18 protein-coding genes are annotated in these 21,022 nt (G+C 42.4%); 9 read left to right on the forward strand and 9 right to left on the reverse strand.

Features of this window, described 5'->3' with window-relative positions; translation table 11 throughout:
* Nucleotides 1-10: 10 nt before the first annotated feature.
* From SporoP32a_RS00970 to SporoP32a_RS00995, 6 genes are all read left to right on the forward strand, one after another.
* The gene (locus SporoP32a_RS00970) at nucleotides 11-1,144 is read left to right on the forward strand and encodes an acyl-CoA dehydrogenase family protein (protein ID WP_085426201.1); all 1,134 of its coding nucleotides are present in this window, start codon (nucleotides 11-13) and stop codon (nucleotides 1,142-1,144) included.
* A gap of 18 nt (nucleotides 1,145-1,162) precedes the next feature.
* Entirely contained in the window at nucleotides 1,163-2,650 is a 1,488-nt protein-coding gene (locus tag SporoP32a_RS00975; RefSeq protein WP_085426202.1) for an aldehyde dehydrogenase family protein, read from the forward strand.
* Between the two features lie 160 nt (nucleotides 2,651-2,810).
* Nucleotides 2,811-4,253, forward strand: coding sequence for an MFS transporter (locus tag SporoP32a_RS00980; RefSeq protein ID WP_085426203.1), 1,443 nt, complete (start codon nucleotides 2,811-2,813; stop codon nucleotides 4,251-4,253).
* Between the two features lie 33 nt (nucleotides 4,254-4,286).
* On the forward strand, nucleotides 4,287-5,060 hold the full coding sequence (locus SporoP32a_RS00985; RefSeq protein ID WP_085426204.1) for an electron transfer flavoprotein subunit beta/FixA family protein: 774 nt from the start codon (nucleotides 4,287-4,289) through the stop codon (nucleotides 5,058-5,060).
* Between the two features lie 29 nt (nucleotides 5,061-5,089).
* Nucleotides 5,090-6,076 carry an electron transfer flavoprotein subunit alpha/FixB family protein gene (locus tag SporoP32a_RS00990; protein WP_085426205.1) on the forward strand — a complete coding sequence of 329 codons (987 nt, stop codon included), beginning with the start codon at nucleotides 5,090-5,092 and terminating at the stop codon, nucleotides 6,074-6,076.
* A 168-nt stretch (nucleotides 6,077-6,244) separates the two neighbouring features.
* The gene (locus SporoP32a_RS00995) at nucleotides 6,245-8,245 is read left to right on the forward strand and encodes a helix-turn-helix domain-containing protein (RefSeq protein ID WP_198166197.1); all 2,001 of its coding nucleotides are present in this window, start codon (nucleotides 6,245-6,247) and stop codon (nucleotides 8,243-8,245) included.
* Nucleotides 8,246-9,367: 1,122 nt separating this feature from the next.
* On the opposite strand, the gene SporoP32a_RS01000 is transcribed toward SporoP32a_RS00995, so the two are convergent.
* The 8 genes from SporoP32a_RS01000 to SporoP32a_RS01035 all read right to left on the reverse strand — a co-directional run bounded on the left by SporoP32a_RS01000 (nucleotide 9,368) and on the right by SporoP32a_RS01035 (nucleotide 16,911).
* Nucleotides 9,368-9,742, reverse strand: a complete 375-nt coding sequence (locus tag SporoP32a_RS01000) for an rRNA methyltransferase (RefSeq protein WP_085426207.1) — start codon at nucleotides 9,740-9,742, stop codon at nucleotides 9,368-9,370.
* A 39-nt stretch (nucleotides 9,743-9,781) separates the two neighbouring features.
* Complete coding sequence (fni, locus tag SporoP32a_RS01005; protein ID WP_085426208.1) at nucleotides 9,782-10,813, reverse strand: type 2 isopentenyl-diphosphate Delta-isomerase; 1,032 nt, start codon at nucleotides 10,811-10,813, stop codon at nucleotides 9,782-9,784.
* A 126-nt stretch (nucleotides 10,814-10,939) separates the two neighbouring features.
* Nucleotides 10,940-11,608 carry an ABC transporter ATP-binding protein gene (locus SporoP32a_RS01010; RefSeq protein ID WP_085426209.1) on the reverse strand — a complete coding sequence of 223 codons (669 nt, stop codon included), beginning with the start codon at nucleotides 11,606-11,608 and terminating at the stop codon, nucleotides 10,940-10,942.
* A gap of 17 nt (nucleotides 11,609-11,625) precedes the next feature.
* Nucleotides 11,626-12,300 (reverse strand): molybdate ABC transporter permease subunit, encoded by a 675-nt coding sequence (gene modB, locus SporoP32a_RS01015; protein ID WP_369823309.1) that lies wholly within the window; start codon nucleotides 12,298-12,300, stop codon nucleotides 11,626-11,628.
* 28 nt (nucleotides 12,301-12,328) lie between these two features.
* Nucleotides 12,329-13,117 carry a molybdate ABC transporter substrate-binding protein gene (gene modA / locus SporoP32a_RS01020; RefSeq protein ID WP_099625230.1) on the reverse strand — a complete coding sequence of 263 codons (789 nt, stop codon included), beginning with the start codon at nucleotides 13,115-13,117 and terminating at the stop codon, nucleotides 12,329-12,331.
* 315 nt (nucleotides 13,118-13,432) lie between these two features.
* Entirely contained in the window at nucleotides 13,433-14,629 is a 1,197-nt protein-coding gene (locus SporoP32a_RS01025) for an AI-2E family transporter (protein ID WP_085428943.1), read from the reverse strand.
* Between the two features lie 73 nt (nucleotides 14,630-14,702).
* Complete coding sequence (locus SporoP32a_RS01030) at nucleotides 14,703-15,659, reverse strand: LCP family protein (RefSeq protein WP_085426212.1); 957 nt, start codon at nucleotides 15,657-15,659, stop codon at nucleotides 14,703-14,705.
* Between the two features lie 73 nt (nucleotides 15,660-15,732).
* Nucleotides 15,733-16,911 carry an MFS transporter gene (locus SporoP32a_RS01035; RefSeq protein WP_085426213.1) on the reverse strand — a complete coding sequence of 393 codons (1,179 nt, stop codon included), beginning with the start codon at nucleotides 16,909-16,911 and terminating at the stop codon, nucleotides 15,733-15,735.
* 150 nt (nucleotides 16,912-17,061) lie between these two features.
* On the opposite strand from SporoP32a_RS01035, the gene SporoP32a_RS01040 reads away from it, so the two are divergent.
* A complete protein-coding gene (locus SporoP32a_RS01040) occupies nucleotides 17,062-18,660 on the forward strand; it encodes an ABC-F family ATP-binding cassette domain-containing protein (protein ID WP_085426214.1) in 1,599 nt (532 codons plus the stop codon).
* A gap of 110 nt (nucleotides 18,661-18,770) precedes the next feature.
* Here SporoP32a_RS01040 and SporoP32a_RS01045 read toward each other — a convergent pair whose 3' ends face one another.
* Nucleotides 18,771-19,136 (reverse strand): helix-turn-helix domain-containing protein, encoded by a 366-nt coding sequence (locus tag SporoP32a_RS01045; protein WP_085426215.1) that lies wholly within the window; start codon nucleotides 19,134-19,136, stop codon nucleotides 18,771-18,773.
* A 267-nt stretch (nucleotides 19,137-19,403) separates the two neighbouring features.
* Between SporoP32a_RS01045 and SporoP32a_RS01050 the strand changes: the two genes are divergently transcribed.
* Nucleotides 19,404-20,162 carry a hypothetical protein gene (locus tag SporoP32a_RS01050; protein ID WP_085426216.1) on the forward strand — a complete coding sequence of 253 codons (759 nt, stop codon included), beginning with the start codon at nucleotides 19,404-19,406 and terminating at the stop codon, nucleotides 20,160-20,162.
* A gap of 168 nt (nucleotides 20,163-20,330) precedes the next feature.
* Nucleotides 20,331-21,017, forward strand: a complete 687-nt coding sequence (locus tag SporoP32a_RS01055) for a hypothetical protein (RefSeq protein WP_085426217.1) — start codon at nucleotides 20,331-20,333, stop codon at nucleotides 21,015-21,017.
* Nucleotides 21,018-21,022: the final 5 nt, after the last annotated feature.

Raw genomic sequence — 21,022 nt, forward strand, 5'->3', positions numbered from 1 at the left:
GGGATGAACTATGGACTTTTCATTAACAGAAGAGCAAGAAATGTTTCGTGGACATATTCGCAAAATGCTAGATAAATTTGGCGGCACACAAGTAGCTCGAGAAATGATCGATCAAAATCCGCAAAATTTGGAGAAAGTGTACAAGACGCTAGCTGAACTCGGATGCAGCGGCATCAACATTCCAGAAGAGTATGACGGCATGGACCTCGAGGCACTCGATCTCGTTCCAACGTTTGAAGAGATGGGCCGTTCATTAGTACCCGGCTTATTCATGGAAACTTCTGCGTTGGCAGTGCCGATTCTCAAGAAATATGCGACAGAAGAGCAAAAACAACAGTATTTGCCGGCGATCGCCTCAGGAGAAAAATGGATTTCATTCGCAGCACTAGAACCATTCAACGACTTCTCCCCGGCAGGGATCCACTGTACATTGGAGCAGAAAGATGGACAGTACGTACTAAACGGCATAAAGACGCTTGTGCCGGAAGCAGAACTTGCGGACGCATTCCTCGTGCTCGTTCGCACAAACCAAGAAGATCTAGAAGACGGACTTACGCTTGTGTTGATCGATAAGACGGATGCACTGAACATCGAGAAACAATCATCGTTTGACGAATCCAAACATGTAGCGAAAATGGAATTCGGAAATCTAGTCATCACTCAAGAGCAAATCATAGGCGAAGTAAATAAAGGTTGGACGCAGCTTCAAGAAGGTCTATTGTACTTTAACGCTGCACTTAGTTCATACATTGTCGGCGCAATGGAACAAGTCGTCCATATGGCGACGGAATATGCGAAGATCCGGGAGCAGTTCGGTCAAGCGATCGGACGTTTCCAAGCGATCAAGCACAGTATTGTAAATATGAAAGTGAATCTCGAAATCGCTCGTTCACTGAGCCATTATGCCAACTGGGTAGTCGATACAGAAGAATTTGACCGTGAAGCAGCAGTATATAGCGCCCGTACATATGCGACGGAGAAATTCATCGAAGTGTCGGCACATAATATCCAAGTCCATGGCGGCATCGGATTCACAGAAGAAATCGATTGCCATTTATATGTTAAGCGCGCCCGCTATTATGATCAGTATTTAGGCTCCACCCCTTTCTATCAAGAAAAAGTAGTCGCGTCACTAGGCTGGTAATTTGAAGGAGGAAAACATATGACGAACGTATCCGAGAAATCCAAATTGACGACTTACGGTAATATCATTAACGGCAAGTCGGTACAGGCACAAGACGGGGCCGTATCAAACAGTATCGATCCATCTACAGCGGAAGTATGGGCAACCATTCCTTCCAGTAAGAAGGAAGACGCAGAACTGATCATCCAGGCAGCACGCGCCGCATTCGATGACTGGGCGGATCTGCCAGCACGAACACGCGGTGACTATATGCGCAAGATCGGGGACATGATTCCGGAGTACGCGGCGGAGTTACTTGAACTCGAAACTCGTAATAACGGCTGGGTACTAGATGAGTACGGGTATTTAGCTGAAGTGTTAAAGCAAGTTTGGTATGACGCGGCAGGAGCAGCCTCTCTAGTCGGTGCACAAGGCCGTACGGTACAGATGGGTACGGGAGATTTCGGTTTCACTTCACGTAAGCCATACGGAGTAGTCGTCGGCATCTTGCCATGGAACGCCCCGTTATTCACCTTTACGATTAAAGCAGCTTATGCGCTAGCAGCAGGGAATACGGTCATTATTAAACCGTCTGAAAGTGCAGCGGTCGGCTCACTGCGCTACGGCGAATTAATTTCACAAATCTTACCGCCAGGCGTACTGAATGTTATTTCGGGTGCGGGTCGTGAAATCGGTGACTACCTCGTCTCTCACAAAGAAGTGAATAAAGTGAGTTTGACAGGGTCAAAGGCAACAGCGGAGCGCATCACGAAAGCGACTGCGCATTCACCGAAGTCGTTAATCTTCGAACTCGGCGGAAAGTCTCCGAATATCGTCTTTGAAGATGCAGATCTGGATCAAGCAGTACATGGGTTGATCAACGGTATCTTCACACCGAACTCCGGTCAAATTTGTGTAGCAGGTTCACGCATGTTGATCCAGCGCTCCATTTACGAAGAAGTGATTGGACGTTTGAAAGACTTGATGACGGACAATGAATTCGTTAAGCATGGCGATACACTCGATACGAACAACACGATGGGTCCTATCGCAAATGAAGCGCAATATCAGTCGGTGTGCGGATTCATCGACGAGGCAGCTAAAGACGAGTATGAAGTTGTGTTCGGTGGAAAGTACGGCGGAGAAGCGGTTCTACCAGGTCAACCGGAATTCAAAGACGGCTATTGGGTACAACCTACGCTTGTTAAAGTAGCAGACAATAGTTCTAAACTAGCTCGCGAAGAAATTTTCGGGCCTGTGGCAATAGCCATTCCGTTCGATACGGAAGAAGAAGCCGTTCAAATTGCGAATGACACGAACTTCGGTCTAGCAGCGGGTGTATGGACACAAAACCTCGGTATTGCACATCGCATGATCGACAAGCTTCAAGCAGGAAACGTGTGGGTGAATACGTACGCAAGAGTAGGCGCAGATCTGCCGTTTAGCGGAGTGAAAGAAAGCGGTTATGGTACGGACTCAGTTCTGGATTACACAGTAGAAAAAGCTTGCGTCATCAATATTCGATAAATAGCCAGTAACGTTTGATCTGTGGCGGGAGAGCTTCGGTTTTGCACCAAGCATACCGAAACCTCCTTCTACAGTTCTTCACTTTAGACCACATCTAGATTTGACATAATGAATAAAGCTTTTAAAAACTAGTACATCATCGATAAAGGGAGGCCACTATATGAATGAAGCGGCATTGAAAGATAAATCGATTAATAGAGGTTTTTTATTCATAAGTTTTGGAGCGTTCTTTATTATGTTAAGTTTAGCAACCCATCTTCCCGCATACCCGCATATGCTTGCGGAATTTAACCTGACGCCAGGTTATGCGGTGTGGATGCAACTAGGTCTGGCTGTTGGATTGACAGGATTCCAGCCATTGCTTGGATGGATTGGTGATTCGTTCGGATTGAAGATTGTCATTCTCATTGGCGGTATTTTCATGGTTGTCGGATCGTTGCTCGTAGCATTCTCATTTTCTTTCTGGGTGCTCGTTCTTGGTTTATTCTTTAAAGGAATCTCGGGTGCGGCGATTGCACCATCAGGTATTGCCTATGCTGGTAAATTTATGGTCGGGACGCAACGTGCAAAAGCAATTGGAACGTTTGCGGCGTTCATTACAATCGGTGCAGTATTCGGTCCGGTCATCAGCGGTATGATCGTCGATACGGCAAACTGGCAAGCAAGTTTCATCTTCACAGCCATTCTCGGTGGTTTAGGGATTGCGTTCTTTATGTTTGTTCCACACGTTAAAGTACAAGCACGCAAGAAGTTGGATGTTCTTGGCTTGATTTTTGTCATCGCACTATTACTCGGTTTGCTGACAATCCCAACATTCATCAACAGCTTCGGTATCGAATCTGGTATGTGGATTCCATCATTGCTAGTATTCGTAACAGCGTTGATCATCTTGATCTTCGTAGAGAAAAAGCAAAAAGCTCCGTTACTCGATTTAGTGTACGTTGCGAATCGTAACTTCTGGGTACCTACGACGATTGCCGTATTCATCTTCCTTGGTTACTCGGGTGTCATGTACTTGCTAACATTCTTCGTTCAGAACGTCCAAGGAAAAGCAGCGACCACGGTAGGATTCTTACAGATGGCCGTATTCTTAGGCACATCAGTCGCAGCCTACTTAAGCGGAAGAATCATGAAGAAATTGTCTGCGCGATTAATTATGGGATCAGGAATTCTCGTCTTTGCTTCTGGCATCATCATGCTGAATTTCGTTACGCTGACGACATCATTTGTGTATTTGTTCATTGCGATGAGTCTCGTCGGTCTTGGTGTTGGTTTCCAAACACCTGTAGTCAAAGGACTCGTTGTGTCGAAAGCTTCAACAGAACGAATGAATGTCGTGACATTTACGAATACAGTAATTGAAAACTTGGCACAGAGAATGGGTGCATCATTCGCTCTTGTTGCGTTCTCGATCTTCTCTGCAAGTGGTAACAACGTTGGAGCGGTAGTGAATACTTCTTGGGTGATTATGGGCTTCATCATCATCGCATTGTTGTTCTTACCGTTGATTCCTCGAACCATTCCTGGAATTCATACAAGCGAGTCTGATTTACTCGATACAAATGTCGTGCCGAAAGCGTTACAAACTGAAGAAATCAAATAACTAGGCAACAAAGTATAGAGAGGAGATTATTACATGAATATTTACGTCTTGCTGAAAAAAACATTCGACACGGAGGAAGCGATTTCTGTGTCGGGCAATCAAATAGATGAAAGCGGTGCGGAATTCATCATCAATCCATATGATGAGTATGCAGTCGAAGAAGCGATCCAGCAGCGTGACGCGCATGGCGGCACGGTAACGGTCATCACAATTGGTGATGAAGAATCCGAGAAGCAATTGCGTACAGCACTTGCGATGGGAGCAGATGATGCGGTACTTATCAATACGGATGACGACCCGGATGAAGGCGACCAATTTACAACGGCAAAGATCTTGGAAAAATTCTTTGAGGATAAAGAAGTGGACTTGATTCTCGCTGGTAACGTGGCAATCGACGAAGCGAGCGGACAAGTTGGACCTCGACTTGCAGAGCGCCTCAACATGCCATTCATTACAACGATCGTCAAGCTTGATATTGAAGACGGTACAGCGAAGATTGAAAAAGACGTTGAAGGGGATCTCGAGAAAATCGAAGTATCTTTGCCGGTGCTCGTAACGTGCCAGCAAGGACTGAATGAGCCGAGATATACATCCCTTCCAGGTATCATGAAGGCGAAAAAGAAGCCTCTTGAGCAACTTGAACTCGATGACCTAGATCTCGCTGAAGACGACGTGGAAGCGAAGACGGCAACGATTTCTATTTTCTTGCCACCTAAAAAGCAGGCAGGACGCATTTTAGCAGGCGAAACAGGCGAGCAAGTCAAAGAACTGGTCAATCTATTGTCCAATGAAGCGAAAGTAATCTAAACCATCTACGAAACGAAAGGAGTTTTATTATGAGTGAAAAGATACTAGTCATCGGGGAATTGCAGCAAGGGGTTCTTCGTAAAGTAAGTTATGAGACGATCGCAGCAGCGAAACAAGTAAACGCTGACGCAGAAATTCTAGCATTGGTACTAGGTGACGTAGATTTGCAGCAACCAGCTGAAGAAATGATCCACTACGGTGCAGACCGTGTCATTACCGTCACTCATGCCAACTTAAGTAATTATACATCGGAAGGCTATGGACAGGTCATCATGGAAGTGATGCAAGACGAAAATCCATCCGGCATCATCATGGGCCATACGTCAGTCGGCAAAGATGTAACACCTAAAATCGCGAGCCGCCTAGAACTTGGCTTAATCTCGGATGCCGTGTCAATCGAAAAAGAAGGCGATCAAGTCGTCTTCACTCGCCCGATCTACTCAGGTAAAGCGTTCGAAAAGAAAGTGATGAAAGACGATGGACTGCTGTTCGCTACTATCCGCCCGAACAATATCGCAGCACTCGAGCAGGATGCGCGCCGTACAGGCGACATCACAGCGAAAGAAGTGGATGTCAAAGATTTGCGTACAATCGTTAAAGAAGTCATTCGCAAGAAAACGGAAGGCGTCGATCTGTCGGAAGCGAAAATTGTTATCGCTGGCGGACGCGGTGTTAAGAGCGCTGAAGGGTTCAAAGCGTTGTATGAGTTAGCGGACTTGCTAGGAGGCGCTGTAGGGGCTTCTCGTGGCGCGTGTGACGCAGATTACTGTGATTACTCACTGCAAATCGGACAAACAGGAAAAGTCGTGACACCTGACCTGTATATCGCGGTAGGTATTTCCGGTGCGATCCAACATATGGCAGGTATGTCAAACTCCAAAGTCATCGTCGCGATCAATAGTGACGAAGAAGCGAACATCTTCAAAATGGCAGATTACGGAATCGTTGGCGACTTGTTCGAAGTCCTTCCTTTATTCATTGAAGAACTTAAACTAGAAGGCGCGTTAATATCTTAACTACTCGCCACTAAAAAAAGCTTGGAATGTCCTATAACGGGATATTCCAAGCTTTTTCTATGGTAGCAGTATCTACCCGACCCTTCATCTGAGCCAAAAGTAAATAGTGAATCTAGAAAATTCATGTTATACTATTCAGATATCGCGGTTTATCGGGGGGGACCATATTTGATCAAATACAATTTACTGTTGAATACTACAAACTACGAACTAACCCATCATCAACAAATTGCCAATAAAATTGAGCGTTTCCAAGTCATCATTATGTACGATCGACAGCCCAACTTCTTTGACTACAACTATCTACTCCATTTCCCATGTGAAAAAGTACGGAAAAAGGTTAACACGAATCGCATTTTCCCGAGAGTGAAAAATGAAACCTTCATTGTTCGACAGCAAAACTACGAGGACAATGTTGATTTATTTTTCAAGATGCGTGTAGATGCCAGACGTGAACTACTCGCGAAAGCGACAGAGTTCATGATCGCTAAATTTTTCAGCACTTATGAAAGTCATCTGGCGCCGTTACTTGCGGATAAGCCGACACTCAAATGGGACATTATCAATAAATTACATGATAAATACGATAAAATGCTACGTGCACACGTCGGACTTAACGATGAAAATTCTTGGAATGTATTCAGCACGTGGTACAGAACGTATTTAAAGAATTATACCGTCAATGAGTTAATCGTAAAACATGGCTATGATACGTTGAACGCTCTTGATAAAGAAGAGTTAAATACATTATTCCTCGAAAAAATGAGCAATAGTTTTGCTTCTAATGACAGCTTCCTGAATACATTTACTACTGACGTCAACGCGTATATTGAAAAAATAGTTTCTGAAATACTCATGGCGTTTGAATCTGAAAAAAACTCCATGGAGCAGATCAATGAATTACTCGGAGTTAGCCCGAATTTTTCCGTGCATCAGCCGATTGAAGCTACAGTAAAAACAAATAATCTTGTAGTCATGAGTAATGCTGTGTATCAATTCATTACAGAAGCAATTTCTAATCAGAAATTCGTATGCGAAGCGGATCAATGGCCACGCGCAACTATTCATGGGTCGAAATTAGAAGGTTCTTTGCAATTGCTTCCGAATGAAGACAACCGTACTGCAAGCCAAATGAATCTACTGCATGGCTATGCCCACACTTTATCAGAAGTCGATGTCGACGTACTCGATTCCTTATGTCATATGTATTTGACTCAATCACCGCAGGCAGACAAACGAGTAGAAATTCGGATTGATGACTTATTAACAATCCGTGGACTCAAAACCAAACTCGGCGGCACGGGGCGACGAGGAGGCTACGAGAAAGAACAACGTACTCAAGTAATGAAAGCGCTTTCCGTTATGCAAGCACTATGGATGCAACTTGATAGTGTAGTAGTCTATGAACAAGGCAAACCGATTAACAAGAACATGCAAGGACGTGCGTTTGTTTTCACGAATGAAGACGGAAGTTCATTCGAAGTCACTGAAGATATAACACCGGAACGTTTATTTATCAAGCTCGGAGAAGTATTCAATCATTTCTTACAAGGCTCCACGAGACAAGTGAAACTACTGCCGAATCAAGCGATCGAACTAAATCCATACCAGCGTAAATGGGAGAAAAAACTCATTCGGTATATTAGCTGGCGCTGGCGTACACAAGCCCGCAAAGCAAGCTACTTGCAGCCACATAAAATCAGCACATTGCTCGAAAAAATAGGTATACAAATTGATACACAGGCTCCGTCACGCATTCGCGACCGTCTAGAGAAAGCGCTAGATCTACTAGAAGAAGAAGGCGTCATTACGTTTTGGCAGTACAATCAATGGAACGAAGACAGCATGTCGAAAAAAGGATGGCTACGCGTCTGGTTAGATGCTACGATCATCATCGCACCGCCTGACGAGATTGTGAGCTATTATGAACCGATTGAGAGAAAGAAGTCGGTCAAGACGCCGACCAACTTCTCCTTGGAGCCACCTAAAGAAAAAGTCTGCAAAAGCATAGGTAGTGATTTTAAGGAATGCCGCATCAAACGTGGTTTGACACTCAAACAAGTATCGGATCAATTGAAAATTTCGACATCCTATATAAGTAATATCGAACGAGGCGGGGCATTACCATCGCAAACTGTCTACAAAAAGATGAAGGAATGGTTAAATTAAACTCGATTCTATTTAAGTTTCGACTTAACATACTATGAAGATAAAAATATATGTTATAAAAAATAAAAAAGCGAACATACAGACGCCATACTAGGGTATACTAAGCAAAGCTCGTAAATTGTCGAGTTTTGCTTTTTTATCGTCAAAAGTAATAACTAATGGACTTTAAAATCATAAGAAACCTGGTTCCAAATAATCCTTGTTTAGTTTATTATTGTTCGCGCCGTATAAATAGGAACGCAATAAATATCTCACGTGTTGTAATCAAGGGGGGAAGTGGAAAGGGCAACAACCAGATCATATGTGGATCGATAGAATATGAAGAAAATCTGTGTTGCGATGTATTTACATGTCGTGATACGAGTGAAAGGTTTGCTGCGCCACACGGACAAGGTGTATGCAAGACAGATTTCCTGATCAACTTATACAATTCCATTAACGAATACGAACATACAAGCGGTAAAAGTGATAGACTAAGAACGGTCTATATGTATCGGAAAATCTAGATGCTATATGTAATCTTATTGAACATGGTTCCAAATAATCCTTCTTTGCATAATTTTCCTCGCATCATGCTATCAAATGAACATCGACTATTCCACGTAAAGTAATCAAGGAGAGGACCATCAAGTACTAAAACAAGCAGAAGATAAGAAGTTTAATCAGTCAATTGCAAGGGAAAGGGCGGTCAAACAGTGATCGATAGGATAATCGCCATGATAGTACGTGTCAAAAGTCTTTAAAAGCGATACGTCAATTAACAAATTCAACACGGAGTTCAAGAGAGCGTATAAATGACTGGTTAAATTAAGTTAAGCTAATGAAACCGATCATCCATATTTAAAATGAAATATAAAACGCAGAGCAATAATAAAGCATTTTATAGTGTTTAATTAAGAAAGTATTAAACAAACCTTTAAACAACACCTAAACATTAAAAAACCTTGAAGTAAACACGTTAAGTAATTATAATAAGCCTAGCGCATAAATCATTGAAAAAAGCGCAAATATCTCACTATCGCAAGTATACTTCTAAGTGACACGTAACTTCCTATAATTTATATTATGTTCGGGGCGTTCTACGATCTATATAGTTTCCAATCTCCACGTATCCTTCTCGCCCTAGCTTTCTAAGCGATTCTTATGCTCCTTAGTCTTTATATCTTTGAAGTCGATATATCCTACACTGTACTCGATGACATCGTTAATGAACAACTTATGATCCTTAGCGAACTCTTTCACAGATTCAAGCAATTCTTTATCATACGTTGTTTTATACTGAATTCGATCTGCTGGACGCAAATTCTTATCGAATTCAATAACTCCTGCGGCCAATACGTTCCACAAACCGTTTTCCAGCAAATAATTGCTATGTGTATTATGTCGCTCTGATAATTCCTCTAATTTCTCTAAAATCTCCTGACTAATATTCGTCCGAAACTTAATCCGTGTTTCATCAGTAGTTTGAATGATTCTACCACTTACTAATTTCCACATTATTTATACCTCCTAAGTCATCATAAACTCGCAGATGATTCACGAGTTTATTCTTTGTAATCGATCGGTTTGTTGCAATGCTTGGATATTCGCTGAACCTGTCGCAAACATCGCCATTCTTAATTCTAATTCACGCACTTCCATTATTCGGAAAACGCTTTCAGCAGATATAGTGGCTTCTTCTAGAATTGCACGTCCAAAACCGACAAAATCTGCGCCGAGTGCAATACATTTTGCTGCATCGACACCCGTATGAAGTCCGCCGCTTGCAACGAGTAATTTTCCGTTCATATGAAGTCTAACTAGCTCAAGTGATTTCGTTGTCGGAATTCCCCATTCGCTAAACGCTGCCGCTGCTTGTTGTTTGATCGGTGTCGTACGGTATTTTTCCACTTGGCTCCAAGATGTTCCGCCTGCACCCGCTACATCAATGAATGACACGCCAATATCTAGGAGCTTCTTCGCGGTTTCCCCATCTATTCCCCATCCAACTTCTTTAATGCCTACAGGAATCGTTAATTCATTGCATAATTTCTCGATTTTAGAAAGTAATCCACTAAAATTCGTATTTCCTTCTGGTTGAATGACTTCTTGTAAGACATTGATATGCAGTACTAACGCATCTGCATCGGTGTAGTCGATAATTTGACGGCATTCATCAGCAGAAAATCCATAATTCAGCTGTACGGCACCTAAGTTGGCGATAATTGGTGTAGTTGGGGCGTACTTTCGTAATGCGAATGAAGGCCGGAATGCTTTACTTTCAATTAAAGCGCGCGTAGAACCTAGCGCAAGTGCCCAGCCGCGTTGCTCTGCAGCAAGTGCGAGATTACGGTTGATCGTTTCCGCAAAATCTGCTCCACCAGTCATTGAACTGACCAAAAAAGGAGTTTTGCATGTTTTGCCTAGAAAGTCTTGATCTGTATTGATGTCTTCAAATGATAATTCAGGTAAAGCATTATGTAAAAATTCATATTGTTCCACGCCTGTTGTGATCGAGTTTCCCGTCACGTGTTCATCCAGTACGATCTGGATATGCTGCGCTTTCCGATCATTTAGTTGCTTGCCCATGATTTTAGCTCCTATCTGGTAGTGAATCCATTTCGATACATATCAGTTACTAAGCATTATAGCGGTTCTCCGAAGATTACACAAAACATAAAAAAGCTCAGATATGAAATCGGAGCTTTCTGTGTCTTAATAGGTGGAAATCAATTGTTTTTTCCACTTTTCATCTTCAATTTGTCCTTCATTTAAATAAATAATCCGGTCTCCAAGACGTTCTGCTTCATCTAAATCATGCGTAACGACAATAAAAGGGATTTTCCAACGGTCGTGCAGGCGTAATAGCTCATCCTGACACTGTTTACGTGTTTCTCTATCAAGAGCAGATAATGGTTCATCGAGCAATAGTACGGAAGGTTGTGTAGCTAACGCTCTCGCTAAGCCAACGCGTTGCTTTTCACCACCCGAGATTTGGTGCGGATACTTCTGCAATAAATGTTCAATGCCCAGTACGTGAAGTAACTCACGAATGGTTTCGGTACTCTCTTTTCGCCGATTCTTTTTAACACCAAACCAAATATTCTTCTCCACTGTCTTATGCGGAAATAACGCATAATCTTGGAATAAATAACCGATTTGACGATCACGAGCGGGCAATGGTTTTTCGCCGGTTTCATAAAATGTTTGTTCTTTTGAAAGAATCATGCCGGAATCTGGATGTGTAAGGCCCGCAATGCTGTTCAGGATAGTGGTCTTACCAGAGCCTGATCGACCAACTAATACAAGAATCTCTGAACACATTTGAAAATGAATATTCATCTCATAGTGTGCGAGCTGTTTAGTGATTTCTACATGCAACATGTCGATTCCCCCTAGACTCACGATTTTGTAAAACGTCTCATATTACGTTTGCTCCACCAGTTCACCCATAAAATCAAACTAAATCCGAATGTAATGATGATAACGACCCAAAACGTCGCCTTTTCCATCTGACCCGACTCCACTGCAAAGTAGATCGCCATTGGAATGGTGTCGGTTTTACCCGGTATGTACCCTGCCAACATCAACGTAGCACCAAACTCCCCAAGTCCCCTTGCGAATGAAAGCACCAACCCTGCCAGCAATCCAGGCCAAGCGAGCGGAAACACTACTGACCAGAAGACGCGCCATTCAGAAGCGCCCATCGTACGCGCGGCATTGGATAGCCGTTCATCCAAACTGTCAAAAGCGGCCGCAGCACTTTGATACATCAGCGGAAATGACACAACAATCGAAGCAATGACAGCGCCAATCCACGTAAAGACAATCTGAAAATCGAACCACTCAAGTAACCAACTTCCAATCCAGCCTTTTTTGCCGAATAAAATAAGTAAACCGAATCCAACAACAGTCGGGGGTAACACAAGTGGCAGCAAAAACAGGGCTTCCAATATACTTTTTCCGAAAAAATCACGCTTTGCGAGCAAATATGCAATGAACACACCAACTATAAATACAAAGAAAGTGGAGATGGCAGCCACTTTTAAAGATAATAACAATGGAGAGTAATCCATTTCCAGCACGCCTTCTCCCCCCTTTCATTTACTTAAATCCAAACTTCTGTAATGCCTCTTTACCTTCAGCACCCGTTAAATAATTAAGGAATTGCTGTGCAGCTTCCTGATGCTTCGAGTCTTTAACAACAGCCCCAGGATAGACGATTGGCGAGTGCCAACCCGTGTCTGCCACAGCCAATACTTTCACATCGTCCGAAATGAACGCGTCGCTCGAGTACACGACACCGTAATCCGCATTGCCCATTTCCACATGTGTCAACACTTGCCGTACGTCGGATCCTAAAACTAACTTTTCTTTCAAAGGCTCCCATAAATCCAAGTTTTCAAATGTCTCTTTCGTATAGCGTCCAACCGGAACGGATTCCGGCTCGCCTACTGCGAAATGATTGAGTGCTGCCGGATCAATTTCTTCAAATGAAGAAATCGTACTGTCAGAATCTTTGTGTGCAATCAATACGAGCGCATTCTCAGTAAAGTCTTTTCTTGATTCATTGATGAGTAAGCCTTTGTCTTCCATTTCATTCATGTCTTTTGAACTTGCTGATAAGAAGACATCAGACGGCGCGCCATTTTCAATATTGGTTGCCAGTTTACCAGAACTTCCGAAGTTGTATGTAACGGTAACACCTTCGTTGGCTTCTTCAAAATCTGCTTTCAAGTCTTCAAGTGCGTCAGTTAAGCTAGCGGCAGCTGAGACTAATATTTCAGCTTCAGGTGTTTCTTGATCTGTTGCATCCGTATTATCCGTATCTGAACATCCTATCAGAAAAATAGTTAGCATAACGAACAAAGTAGAAAGTAAAAAATGTTTCACTATGTAATACCCCCTAACACATATAACTAATTATAGTTAAAAGTATCATAATATGCTTTGAAATGAAACGGGCCTATCATTCGCCATGATCATTCTCTAGCAGTCTCAGGAGTTGCGTGAATTGCGTGAATTGCTATGAGCGGTTATAGGTGTTCTATGATCACTTAGTTAGTTCTATGAGCGCTCGCGAAGTGTGATAGAGCGGAAATCGCATGTCATAGAGCGATTAACTAGACTCTAAGAGCACATCAAGCGTTTCTATGAGCACGCACATATTTCTATAAACAAAAAAGTAACCCGCCTTCTACCGGCGGGTTACTCTCTATCTATCTCATAATATTCCTCAAGCGAATCTGCATCATAATACATCTCTTCATCTGTCTCGAAACGATTATAGCGCAGCGTGAACAAGTAAAACATATGCGTCGCGACTACCTTCAGCAGCGCATACGCAGGAATCCCGAGAATCACTCCAGCGACACCGAATAGCGAACCGGCTGTCAGTAGGACGAAAATAATCGTGATCGGGTGGATATGTAGCGATTTTCCCATGATTTGCGGTGAAATGAACTTCCCTTCGATTACTTGCACAATCGTCCAAACAATCGCAAGCTTCACCAGCATGAACGGTGATGTGACAATCGCGATAATAGCTGCGGGCGTAATAGCAATGACTGGACCTAAATACGGTACAATACTCGTGAACATCGCAAGTACCCCGAGCAACAACGCATATTTCATTTTAATAATGAGGAAGCCAATCGACACCATGATTCCGATCGCAATAGCAACCAGAATTTGTCCTTGAATATACGCACTGATTTGCCGATCTGCATTGCGGAAGATGATCGATGCATCGTCTCGCAAACGTGGAGGCAACATACGCAAAATCATTTGGGGCAACTTCTCGCCGTCTTTCAGTAAGTAAAACAGTATGAGTGGTACCGTAAAAATACTCAAAATGATTCCCGTTAACGCAGAAACGAAGGAAGTAATACCTGATGCGATGCCACCTATAGTTTCCGTGAAGAACGTACCGATACTCTCAAAACCGGAATCAAGGAAGCTATTCACGTTAAAGTTGAATCCTTCATAAACCGGCGCAAATATGGAGTTGCGGAAAAACTGATCGGTGTCCAAAATTAACTGTTTAAAATACGTTGGGAATTCATCGAATAGATTGATCGTCTGTAAACGCAGGAACGGTAATACTAAGAAAATCACTAATGTTAGTAAACCTGCAGTCGCTAGTAGAATAATCAAGATTCCGTAGACGCGTGGTATACGCAGACGTTCTTCCAAAAACCGAAGAATAGGACGCATTAAGTAATACAAAATCGTCGCGAGTACGACCGGTAAAACAACTGTTGAGAAAAATACTTTAATCGGATAGAAAATAAATGAAACTTGAGTGAAGACCAAGATGATCAATCCAATGAACAATAAACAAAGTAAAACAAACAATGTAGATTGACCACCGAGAAATCCAACTACCGGTGAAGTCGAGGGTATCGACCAGAAGTTCCGTAAAGAAGATTTTTTTGGTGGCTGCCTCAATGTTTCACTCCCCCCTTTATTCGATCCGTTATGGTGTAGCTAAAAACGAACGAATCGCTTCTCTATTTTTATCTAAATCAATATCAATTACAGATCCTGCGTGACTATAGGAAGTAAAAGAATAACTTCCTTCAACTGGAATACGTAATGTTTGAAGATCCAGTTTACGTTTCGCAACAATTGTCAGCACTCTTGTTAGCTCATCCTTTGAAGTGAGGTTCGTCTCAATGAAGTTATCGAGTGCACCAGCTACTTTCGGTGCTTGCAAGACTGTTGATACGCTAAATAGCTCGTCCTTTACTGCTTGAATCACTTCCTGCTGGCGATTGACTCGCCCGAAATCCCCTTCATCATCTGCGCGGAATCGTGCATAACCAAGTAACTCTTTGCCGTTTAATCGCTGGACGCCAGGTTTTAGCGTGACTCCGATTTTTTCAGACATTTCATTTTGAACGTTCATTTCAAGACCCTTCGGAAACGCAATGTCCATAATGGATTCGAAATTATCAAAATCGACGACTGCGTAATGATGAATAGGTATATTGAACATCCCCGAAATCGTTTCTTTCGCAGTTTGGACACCACCCAAGTAATAGGCGGTATTCAGTTTATACGACTGGTACCCTGGGATCTGTGCATAAATATCTCGCATAAATGAAATTAAATGTGCGGTACCAGCTGTTTGGTCCCAAGATAATACCATCATCGTATCGGTACGGTATTTTCCTGATCCATCATTATCGACACCGAGCAATAAATAATTCTCTGTCGTTGGATCTTGCGGGTTTAGCAAATCGCCTTGAAATTCTCCAGGGTTGATCTTGCTGCCCGCTGTCATTGCCTTGCCTTGTTTATATTGAAAGTAGCTATAAGCCGAAATCGTTACAGTGAATAGCAATACTGCTGTTATAAAAACTCTGCCAACGCGTAATTTACGCTTCTTTTTCCTGCGATGTGGCTGCTGTTCGTCGAAGTGTTCATCCATGTAGCGTCATTCCTCCATTATCCGTGTGTATCCAGTTATCAGGACGTTTCTGTTCACAACGGGTTGCGTCCAGTCACGAGCTTTGCTTGGCGGATCGACCTATTTGCAACGCTAGTCCTAGCATTGCCACAAATAAAAGAAGAAATACGAACAATGTAACGTAATGATTTTCTGTGTAGTCATATAAGGAAGCGACGAGTAGAGGCAAGATTCCACCTATGATGAACCCCCCTGTCTGCATCATCGCAGTCCAAGAATTCGTTTCTTCGGCTGTATCAGTAGCGTCCATTGGCATGAGCAAGCAAATCGGGAATAACCCACCGAGCGGAATGCCCATCACGAGTACGCCGATTGCGAACCACAACGGATCTGCCGTCCACATCAAGCCAATCGACACAATACCGAGCGCGAGAATTACAACAAGTGCTGGCGTTCTACTTGTAAACTTTTGCAAGACAATCGGGAAACCGATATTCATGAAGATCTGCACAACCGTCATCAAACTAAGCAATGTCCCCGCCTGTAAAAGCGTCATGCCGTTCGATACAGCAATCGGAACGAGATACGTTAAAACGGAGAAGAACAATGCCGTCTGTAAACCGAAGAATATAAGGAAACTCCATGCCTTCTTGCTGCGCCATGGATTTTCCCCTTTTACTACAGGTTGTTCTGACACTTGCTTCACTTCAATTGGATGCTTGGCGGTGACTGCCCACGCAATCATTCCTAGAACCGCAATAGCGGCCCAAACGGCTAGCGCAAATGAATAGGACCCTACTTTTTCATAAAAAACCCCCGTTAAACCTGTGCTTAGCGTCGCCCCCATCCCCATACCGAATGAATAAATGCCGACTACTACTGCAACATGCATCGGAAAATACTGTTTGATTAGCGCGGACAGCAAAGGTCCAATAACAGCAATCGCGACTCCCGCAATGAAAGCTGTCAATAATAATACACTAAATGACGTAACCGAAAAGCGAATTCCGGTTGCTACAGCAAGTAACAGCAACATTAAGTACATCGTCTTGTTTAAGCCGATCGCTTTATTCAGTATCGGTGCGAGCATGGCGAATACCCCCATGCAAATGACTGGAATAACAGTTAAGAGACTCACTTGTGTGTTAGACAACGCCAAATCATCTCGAATAATATCCAGCATGGGCCCAATAGATGTAATGGCTGGTCGTAAATTGAGCGCGACTAAGAAGATCGCAAATAATAAAAGAATTTGACTAGATTTAGAGCGCAATACCAAGACTCCTTTTACTCATAATTCGTATAGATCGTCTATCATCATTATATCGTAAATCAAATTTGTAAACAGTACTAGTTCAAACATTCCATTTCACGTAATTTTAATGTATACTAGGAACATTGTGAACTTAGGAGGATATTATATATGTTAGCAGTTAGTAATTTAAGTCTTCGCTTCGGCGACCGCAAGCTATTCGAAGACGTCAATATACAGTTCAATCCAGGTAATTGCTATGGATTAATTGGAGCGAATGGCGCAGGAAAATCTACATTTGTCAAAATCGTGTCAGGTGAACTTGAACCTCAAACAGGTAATGTTATTCTTGGAAAAGACGAGCGTATGGCTGTCTTGAAACAGAACCACTTTGAATACGAAGAATATGAAGTAATGGATCTTGTCATCATGGGCTACAAAGAGCTGTATGAAGTGATGAAAGAAAAAGACGCTATTTATATGAAGGAAGACTTCTCCGATGAAGACGGCATGCGTGCAGCTGAACTCGAAGGCGAATTCGCAGATATGAATGGATGGGAAGCAGAATCTGAAGCTTCTGTACTCCTTCAAGGTCTTGGCGTTCCTGAAAGTATGCACCACTCCAAAATGTCTGAACTGGACGGATCAAACAAAGTAAAAGTATTGCTTGCACAAGCATTATTCGGCAAGCCGGACGTTTTGCTACTGGATGAGCCAACAAACAACTTGGACACTAAAGCAATTCGTTGGTTAGAAGAATTCTTAATCAACTTCCCAAACACTGTCATAGTCGTTTCCCATGACCGTTACTTCTTGAATAAAGTATGTACACATATTGCGGATCTTGATTTCAGTAAAATCCAGATCTACGCTGGTAACTATGACTTCTGGTATGAGTCCAGCCAACTGGCGTTGAAACTATCTCAAGAGTCAAACAAGAAAAAAGAAGAAAAAGTTCAGGAATTGCAAGCGTTTATCGCGCGTTTCAGTGCCAACGCTTCAAAATCCAAACAAGCCACTTCACGTAAAAAGACATTGGAAAAAATTGAGTTGGATGACATCAAACCATCTTCTCGCCGTTACCCATTCGTCAACTTTACAATGGGACGCGAAATCGGTAACGATGTTGTATCTGTTAAAGATGTTACGAAAACAGTTGATGGCAAAACAATGATTAAAGATGCTTCTTTCTCACTCGATAAAGAAGACAAAATCGTTTTGATTGGTAACCCACTTGCGAAATCAGCAATGCTTGATATGCTCGCTGGAGTAACTGAGTCGGATTCTGGAGTGATTAAATGGGGCGTTACAACAACTAACGCATACTTCCCAATGGACAACTCGGAGTACTTTGAAGGTTCGGAGCAGACGCTAGTCGATTGGTTGCGTCAATACTCTCCTGAAGATGAAACAGAAACATTCTTGCGTGGATTCCTTGGACGTATGTTGTTCTCTGGTGAAGAAGTGAAGAAAAGTCCTAGCGTATTATCAGGTGGAGAAAAAGTTCGTTGTATGCTATCGAAAATGATGCTTACAAGTGCGAACGTCTTGTTGCTTGATGAACCGACAAACCACTTGGACTTGGAGTCTATCCAAGCGCTTAACAATGGTTTAATTGCGTTTAAAGGCGCTATGATCTTCACATCACATGACCATCAGTTCATCCAAACAATCGCTAATCGTGTAATCGAGATCAATGATGATGGAACGATCTTTGATAAATCGATGACATATGATGAGTATTTGGAGTTTAAAGGTCAGAAAGCATAATATATAGGTAATCTTGAGACTATCCTAGCAACAATTTCTAGGATAGTCTTTTTTCGTTCGTACAAACTATATGAAAAAAAGAAAAGCCGTAGCTTCTCTTTTCCTTTTTGTTATTTTCTTTTTTGCGAGTAGTTGTCTACTAACGCTCTGTTAAGTAACGATATGGATCGATCCAGTTCAAACTTGATTAAGTCTTTGTACGCTTTCACCTTTTCCTGATCCCCTATACGGTAGATGTAAAGTGTCTGCATCTCTGTCCCCTGTTTATGGACCGGATGTCTAACAATCAGGCCGTCGTTTAGTAAATCATGAAGCGATTTATATACTTCAGACTTAGTCGGACGGTAACCAAGGTCTCTGAAATGGTCTAGAAGGTCATCTAATATTTGTAGACCATACAAGTTCCCCTCTTCTGCTTTATGTAGCATGTAGAGCTTCAGAAAAGCTCTCTGACGAATGACAAATGTACTCTTCATTGATCTTCCCTCCTTGATTGCTGTACGTGAGATAGTTATAGTATAGCAAACTATGTGGTGCGAGGAGAATTGTAAAGAACTAGGATTATTTGGAACCAGGTTTCTTATAACTATGCAATAGGATAATAGACCGTATGTTCCTAGTTGTTGATGGTGAAAAAAAGATTGGTATTAATGAAGTTATAAAAATAGTTATATTTATTGATTATCCTGTGATTTATTTCTATCAATTAAGGGAATACTATAAGAATAAAAGGAGGTTTTCTTATGAAGAAACATACTGTATGGTTTCTGATAGCTACACTTCTTTTAGTACTTGCTGGATGTGGGTCCAAGCCTGCATCGACTGATAATACAAGTAGCCCTGCTCCACCCGTTGATGATGACACGATATTTGAACACATCGAACCAGAAGTGACTATTCCCGCTACTGAAATTGAAATAGATGAAAATATCGAAGAAGATGCTGTGGAGGAACCTGAAACAACAGCCGATCCACAGGCTATTCCTGATACCTTGTTGGATTACTTCCCTCCTGACGACACGAGTGTATATTATGAAGGTGTCGGGAATGAATTCGCGCAAATGGCTAATACTATATCCCGACCAGCACCCGATTATGTCGTCATTCGTGAAAATAATGGTGGTTCCTACATTCAAAAGGTCTACAAATTGGAAAGTGACCAGATTCAACTTGTGAAGGAGGAACCCGTTGATTTCAATGTACTATTGCCGACACCGGCTGAATTGGATGCTATGGTTCCCATTCGAACGTATTTGAAGGAACCTATTCAAGTGGGGACGACATTTGATGATTGGACGATTATTGAAGTCGGCGCTTCCCTACAGACACCTTATCAACAATTTGACGACGTGGTAGTTGTAGAGCAAGTTGATAGTGATTTCGTCAATAGAATATATTTGGCTGAAGGCTTTGGCGAGGTAAAACGGGAGTCGATCATGACGATCGCCGGAGAACCGGATTACGTTGTAACGTCCACTTTAGAAAATATGACGCAGCCTTAATTAATGGAAGTATAATAAATAGACTATGTAGGCAGACTATCCAGAAGTTAGAACTTTGGGTAGTCTTTTTCTTGAAACTACATACGTTTACGCTTCCCTATTCTTCACTTGTTATGAATAGCTTCTACTAATAAGGGAATACCACAAAATAAAAGGAGGTTTTTCATTATGAAACGTAATCTTTGGTTTCTGATGGTTGTGCTGTTTCTCGTGCTTGCTGGATGCTCAAATAAACCTGTTACGTCCCTTGATGATAAGACGGGCTCTTCCAAGACAGGTACCGTAGGAAAGACTGACGAAAAGAAAGATCAGCAAAATGACGATGCGAATCTGACCGATGTGTCTTTATTGGAGTACTTTCTTCCCGACGGTTCCAGCGCACATTATAAAGGCGTAGGAAATGAATATGCTGAACTAGATATCACCGTAGCGAGACCTTCGCAAGATTATGTCGTCATTCATGAAAATAACGGAGGTACATTCGTTCAAAAAGTGTATAAGATCAATGGGGATGAAATTCAAGTCTTGCAGGAAGAACACATCGAATTGGATGCTGGCGTTCCTACACCAGAGGAATTAAAGTCCATGAAGCCGATCCGAACGTATTTGAAGGGCCCTATCGAAGTCGGAACTACGTTTGATGACTGGAAGATCGTCGAGATGAATGCCTCAGTAGAGACACCTTATCAGCAATTCGAGGATGCAGTTGTCATTGAACAGGCTGGGAAGGATTTTGTGAATAGGATTTATATCGTGAAGGATTTCGGGGAAGTAAAACGTGAATCCACGATGTCTATGGAAGGCGAAGAAGAATTTGTGGTTACTTCTAGTCTCGAAACCGTGACACAACCTTAATTTTC

The organism is Sporosarcina ureae (genome assembly GCF_002109325.1).
Classification (GTDB): Bacteria; Bacillota; Bacilli; order Bacillales_A; family Planococcaceae; genus Sporosarcina; species Sporosarcina ureae_C.